Origin of the sequence: Nostoc sp. (assembly GCF_036917775.1) — a bacterium.
Taxonomy (GTDB): Bacteria; Cyanobacteriota; Cyanobacteriia; order Cyanobacteriales; family Nostocaceae; genus Nostoc.
The window spans coordinates 1-380 of record NZ_JBALEQ010000030.1 but is presented as its reverse complement, the minus strand read 5'-3'; the positions used below and the strand labels follow the sequence as shown (position 1 = coordinate 380).

General features: G+C 38.4%; 1 protein-coding gene. It reads left to right on the top strand.

Going from position 1 to position 380, the window contains the following annotated elements:
• Positions 1–303: TniQ family protein (locus V7K69_RS05645; RefSeq protein WP_335032155.1), on the top strand; the 303-nt coding region annotated here is incomplete at its 5' end.
• Positions 304–380 lie beyond the last annotated feature (77 nt).

Below are 380 nucleotides of genomic sequence, written 5' to 3'. Positions count from 1 at the left end.
GCTATTTATAAGTATGCTAAAAAACTATGCCCACATTGTTTAACTGAATCTGCTTATTGCCGCAAAATTTGGGATTGGGATCTAGTCACAGCTTGTTATATACATCAATGTGTACTGATGAAACAATGCTCTAGTTGTCACAAAAATATTCAGTGGTCTAGACCCGCAGTCACTCGTTGTCGATGTGGTTTCGATTTTCGTACAGGGCTTGCACAAACAGCTACCTTTCACCAAGTTAATCTGTCTGCATACTTATCCTCTTTGGAGAAAAGCCTTGCTACCGTGCAGATTAGCAGGGATTAAAATTTATCTGTAAGATGCCTCAAATTATAGTTTTGGAGTTTTGGTTCGCAAATTTCACTTTATGTGCGAATTCGCTA